This window comes from Spirosoma pulveris, from assembly GCF_054781875.1.
The window spans coordinates 1-4,892 of the sequence record NZ_BAAGTO010000038.1 but is presented as its reverse complement, the minus strand read 5'-3'; the positions used below and the strand labels follow the sequence as shown (position 1 = coordinate 4,892).

5 protein-coding genes are annotated in these 4,892 nt (G+C 48.4%); all 5 read right to left on the bottom strand.

Annotation, left to right across the window (positions count from 1 at the left end; translation table 11 throughout):
• Positions 1-188: 188 nt before the first annotated feature.
• From ACYVJM_RS31810 to ACYVJM_RS31790, 5 genes are read right to left on the bottom strand one after another with little or no spacing between them, the layout of a single operon-like run.
• On the bottom strand, positions 189-1,856 hold the full coding sequence (locus ACYVJM_RS31810; protein WP_461152157.1) for a sensor histidine kinase: 1,668 nt from the start codon (positions 1,854-1,856) through the stop codon (positions 189-191).
• On the bottom strand, positions 1,840-2,880 hold the full coding sequence (locus tag ACYVJM_RS31805) for a SpoIIE family protein phosphatase (protein ID WP_461152156.1): 1,041 nt from the start codon (positions 2,878-2,880) through the stop codon (positions 1,840-1,842). The genes ACYVJM_RS31810 and ACYVJM_RS31805 overlap by 17 nt, the downstream gene beginning before the upstream one ends.
• Entirely contained in the window at positions 2,873-3,286 is a 414-nt protein-coding gene (locus tag ACYVJM_RS31800) for an anti-sigma regulatory factor (RefSeq protein ID WP_461152155.1), read from the bottom strand. The genes ACYVJM_RS31805 and ACYVJM_RS31800 overlap by 8 nt, the downstream gene beginning before the upstream one ends.
• On the bottom strand, positions 3,267-3,665 hold the full coding sequence (locus ACYVJM_RS31795; protein WP_461152154.1) for an STAS domain-containing protein: 399 nt from the start codon (positions 3,663-3,665) through the stop codon (positions 3,267-3,269). Before ACYVJM_RS31795 ends, ACYVJM_RS31800 begins: the two co-directional genes overlap by 20 nt.
• A 16-nt stretch (positions 3,666-3,681) precedes the next feature.
• Positions 3,682-4,545 (bottom strand): STAS domain-containing protein, encoded by an 864-nt coding sequence (locus ACYVJM_RS31790; RefSeq protein WP_461152153.1) that lies wholly within the window; start codon positions 4,543-4,545, stop codon positions 3,682-3,684.
• Positions 4,546-4,892 lie beyond the last annotated feature (347 nt).

The following is a 4,892-nucleotide window of genomic DNA, read 5'->3' as shown; positions in this document are numbered from 1 at the left end:
CACTTTTCTGGGCTTTGGCGTGCTTTTTCTCAACTAAGCAGGGTAGACAATGGTAGAAAATCTCATTCGCCAATTCAGCCGCTGAAAAATCGATGTTGGAAGCAGAGTTGTGCAACAGCCACGAGCGAATTGTGAGACAGTGATTTTTACTATTTGTCCAACGCCATCAGTAGCGTACGGTTCTCATTTTACTTTGGCAAGTAGACGATAAACGTAGACCCTTTACCGGGTTGGCTAGTCGCCGTAAGCATACCACCATGATTGGCTACCACTTTTTGACAAATGGCCAGACCGACACCGGTACCCGCATACTCCCCCTTGCCATGTAACCGCTGAAACATCTGAAAAATCCGATCCAGATATTTTTCGTCAAAACCAATCCCATTATCCGCTATTTCTATTTTATGATAGACGCCGTTGGCACTGACAGGCTTCCAAAAAGCGGGTAGATGAGTGGCTGGTATTGCCTGATAATTGATCCGGATCTGGGGACTGACCCCCTTTTGGCGAAACTTGAGTGCATTACTGAGTAAATTTTGAAATAACTGGCCAAGCTGCGTAGCCTCCCCCTCAACAGTAGGTAGCGGTTGAATATGGATTTGAGCCTTAGTTTCGCTAATCAGAAGCGATAAATCGTCTATACATAAATGCAGCAGATTTGTCAAGGATAAAGATCGTATGGATTCCCGACGCGTAGAAAGTCGGGAGAAACTTAGCAAATCTTTGATTAGCATTGACATACGACTGGCCGCCGACTGCATGCGGCTCAAATAAGTCGCTGATTCGGATGATAAGTTTGTTTCCCGTGCTTGAAGCAAGTCTCCAAATTGCTGAATCTTGCGTAAGGGTTCCTGCAGATCGTGACTGGCAATATAAGCAAACTGGCTCAACTCCTCATTGCTTCGGTTTAGTTCCCGGATGGTTAGGGTCAATGCCTGTTGCGACTGCTCCAGACTAGCTTTGGCCTGAACCAGCTCTTCATTTTGTCGAAGGGTCTGTTCGGCTAGTTTCTGCGCTTGAATATCCACGGCGAAACCGCTCCAGGCCGCCACTTTATCCGGTTCACTGTTTACCGGTTGAGCCGTAATCAGATGCCACAGATACTGCTCACCGCCACCTTTTTTAAGGCGACATTCATAGTGAAAGGGCCGATAACTAGCCGCTTGTTTGGTCCACAGACGCCAGAAAGCATCATACTCATCGGGGTGGATGATATTAGCCCATCTAGCCTGATTAATGGTTTGAATAGAATAACCCGTCAATTGAGTTAGCCACGTGTTGGTATAGAGGAGCTGCCCCGCTTGATTGGTGGTAAAAATTAAAAGCGGCAGCGAATCCGTCACCCGTTGGTAGTGTTGTTCACTGGCCTGCAGCCGCAGGGCTAATTCCTGCAATTGCTCATTTTTTCGCTTAATTTCATCGTAGGCCGAGAGCGGTTGAGTCGTGTCGAAGTGTAACCGCCAGCGGTCCACCTGTTGCTGACTTACGCTTCGAGTGGTGGATAAGCCATAGTATAAGCTAATCGTTCCGCTTTTACCGCTGTGCGTTATTTCCAGCTTACTGACCAGGCGCTGGGCGTACAAAAGTGCCTGATTGAGGGGATTGGCAACCGGAAGATGGGTATCTTCAATGAGAGCGACCAAAAACGGATGCCCTTGGGAGCGGTCAGCACCTAAGGTTAACAGAGGACCTGTACCTAGCTCAATGGCATAGCGAGCCACTTCAGAAACGGCCGTGGCAAAGGTCGTTTGAGCCGCTAACGACAAGCCCGCTAGCTCAGCCAGTTTCATGGCCCGCTTATGGGCCAGAATCAGGTCCATCTCATTGTCAAGCCTGCCCTTAACTAATTCCTCCATGATCTCCCTGTGAACGCCCAACCAACAAGGAACTGTCATCGGTTTGCCGGGCATAATCTTTATATAAAGCAGCCGCTAGTATCGACAGATCATAACGGTGAATACGTGGATATCGGGTAGGGTCCCAGCGCGACTGAAGGCCATCTGAGCACATAATTAGGAGTTGCCCTCGTTCAAAGGGCAGCGTATGATCGTTCATCGTTGCTGGCAGATTCATGCCAATAATGCCGTTATAGGATAGAAAGTTTTTGGTGGCCATCGGCCCACTAAGTCGGGTAGCAATATTACCCACCCCGCACCAGTTCCATTGTTGGCTCGCCACATCATAAACGACCACCGAGCCAACCAGGCCGCGCGTTTTGGTCACTGAGCGGTGCATTTGCCGTAAAATATCGACGGGACGATGATCTGGACAAAGCCGGAAAGCATTCACAGCGGTTTGTACCGCGAAGTGAGCTTCTGGTCCGTGTCCCAACCCATCGCCCAGAAAGAGCTTAAGGTGAGTGGGGGTTGTTTTCACATAAAACCCATCGCCAGACAGGGTTTCACCGGGTTTAGCAACCAGTAACGGGCGGAATTCAAACCCGGATAGGCGGATGGGTGCCTTATCAGGTAGTGAATGAAGAAAAATACGAACTAATAGAATAGTACCCCAGCCCTTCATGGAGTACAGCTGCACCTGGTCCGCTAATCGTCGAATCGAGCCCAGGCCCTGGCCCAGTGTATTGGTCGTCGAGATACCGTCCTGGAACATTCTGGTGGTGTCGGTCATCCCGGGCCCATTATCAATACTGATCAGTTCAAGACCCGCCTGTGGAAGGGCCTGAACAGGGCGAACCAATAGTTCGCCACCGCCGCCATGCTTAATCAAGTTCGTGGCCATTTCGGCCACAATGATATCAATTTCCGCTAACCGCTGCGGTTGGAAGCCAACCTGAATGGCCATTTGACTAACTCCTTTTTTTAGTTGAGCCAAATAACTCCGATCGGGGGCTCGAAATTGCGTATGCGCGGCGTTATCCATTTTTCCATTTTAGAATGGTGATTGTTGTGCCTTGACCCGGCATACTTTCGAGATTAAACTCATTGACCAGCCGTTTGGTGCCGGGTAGTCCTAAGCCCAGGCTTTTTCCAGTTGAGTACCCATCCTGCATGGCCAGCTGAATATCAGCTATGCCCGGGCCCTGATCGGTAAATGTTAATTGTATACCGGATTCGCGCCCCTTGCAAACGACTTCAATCAAGAGCTCGCCCCCCCCAGCGTAGCGAAGCATGTTCCGAATCAGTTCGCTGGCCGCCGTAATCAACTTGGTTTGATTGACAATCCCCATCCCAATTTTCACGGCCGCTTCTTTAACCCGGTTGCGACACGGAACTACGTCTTGTTCTCGGGTGATGGTCATCCTGTCTCTACTCAGTATCGTCAGCATCGTCGTCTGCCGGTTCATCGTTGGGACCAAGCTTTGTTTGCAATAAACGGATGCCTCGTTCCACGTCGAGTGCCGTATAGACGCCATTCAACGATAAACCTAGTTCGATGAGGGTAATGGCTACGGCTGGTTGCATGCCGACAACGACCGTTTCAGCATCCAGGACCCGGGTCATACTGGCAATATTGCCCAGTATACGGCCCATAAACGAATCGACGATCGACACGGCTGAAATGTCAATCAGCACACCTCGCGCGCCCGTTGTGTGGACCATATTGATCAAATCACTTTCCAGATTTAAAGCCAGCCGATCGTACAAATCAACTTGAATAGTGACCAGTAAAAAGGCCCCCATTCGAAGGATGGGTATTTTATCCATTATGTTTTTAAGTAGGTTATCGTACCTTATCCCCTTCCGATCGTTTTATGACGAGCTTTTGCAGACTAAAGGCATGTTTGAGCGCACTGGCCAGTGAAGCTTTCGTAATGATGTTTGATAGATCGATACCTAAATGGACAACGGTTTGCGCAATTTCAGGGCGGATACCACTAATGATACAGTCGGCACCCATGAGTCGGGTAGCACTGACAGTCTTGATCAGATGCTGGGCTACCAAGGAGTCTACCGCCGGTACCCCGGAAATATCCAGAATAGCAATACTGCTACCCGTATCGACAATCTTTTGCAAGAGGTTTTCCATCACGACCTGGGTTCGGGAACTATCTAAGGTGCCAATAATGGGCAAGGCCAGAATGCCATCCCATATTTGAATCACTGGAGTTGAGATATCACTGATCTCTTCGGTCTGCCTGAAAATCACTTCCTCCCGGCCTTTGATAAACGTTTCGAAGGTAATAATGCTAAAATGATCCAGCAGCCGGGTTAGTTTCTGGCTCTCGGCAAAGAGTTGAGCTGGCGAGTCCACCAATTGCTCTTGAAGCAAGTCCATGATCGCGTCCTTCAGACTGTTTATATAAATGCCTGTTTCGCGGGGCGAAAAGCCCTGTCGGGCACGTGACATGGAAATGGTCGATAAAATTTCAAAGACTTCATCGAAGGTAGCCGAGTCAGGTTGATTACTGTTTTCCTCCGTGATCACCTTTGCCAAGGCGGTAACCAACTCCTCAGATTGCGCTCGCAATTCATCATTGGACATTAGGTCGTCTCGAAGCGTTTGACTTGTCATCTGCATCTGAATCCATTTGTCAAGAAGCTGCGTCTTGTTCTGTTTCAGTAATTCGGTTATCGTACTGGCCATTGGTTAAATTGAATGAGAAAAATTTGGTAAAAATAAGGGGCATCCGTTTAGTTCAAAATTAAATTTGAGCCCAACAGTATAAACCTAAGCTACATCCGTATAATAATTACTTGACGATGCTGCTTGGTCGAGCGTCACCCGTATGTTAAGGATAGTCGTTGACAGTTGTTAGAACAGAGCGTCCAGTTAAACGCCCATTTTAAGCGACGGTTATCACGAGTTGTACCGTCCTAAAATAAGTTGACCGTTTTGAGTTAGTCCGATTCTATATTGACCATTTTACTGGTAGTCCTAAGTTAAGCTATTTCTCGGCCCCTGATTCGGGCGACTTATAGTAATTTTTCCAG

Excerpts from the sequence above, each read along its gene's own strand:
- ACYVJM_RS31810 (WP_461152157.1), bottom strand. The coding sequence starts at position 1,856 with ATGGAGGAATTAGTTAAGGGCAGGCTTGACAATGAGATGGACCTGATT.
- ACYVJM_RS31805 (WP_461152156.1), bottom strand. The coding sequence starts at position 2,880 with ATGGATAACGCCGCGCATACGCAATTTCGAGCCCCCGATCGGAGTTAT.
- ACYVJM_RS31800 (WP_461152155.1), bottom strand. The coding sequence starts at position 3,286 with ATGCTGACGATACTGAGTAGAGACAGGATGACCATCACCCGAGAACAA.
- ACYVJM_RS31795 (WP_461152154.1), bottom strand. The coding sequence starts at position 3,665 with ATGGATAAAATACCCATCCTTCGAATGGGGGCCTTTTTACTGGTCACT.
- ACYVJM_RS31790 (WP_461152153.1), bottom strand. The coding sequence starts at position 4,545 with ATGGCCAGTACGATAACCGAATTACTGAAACAGAACAAGACGCAGCTT.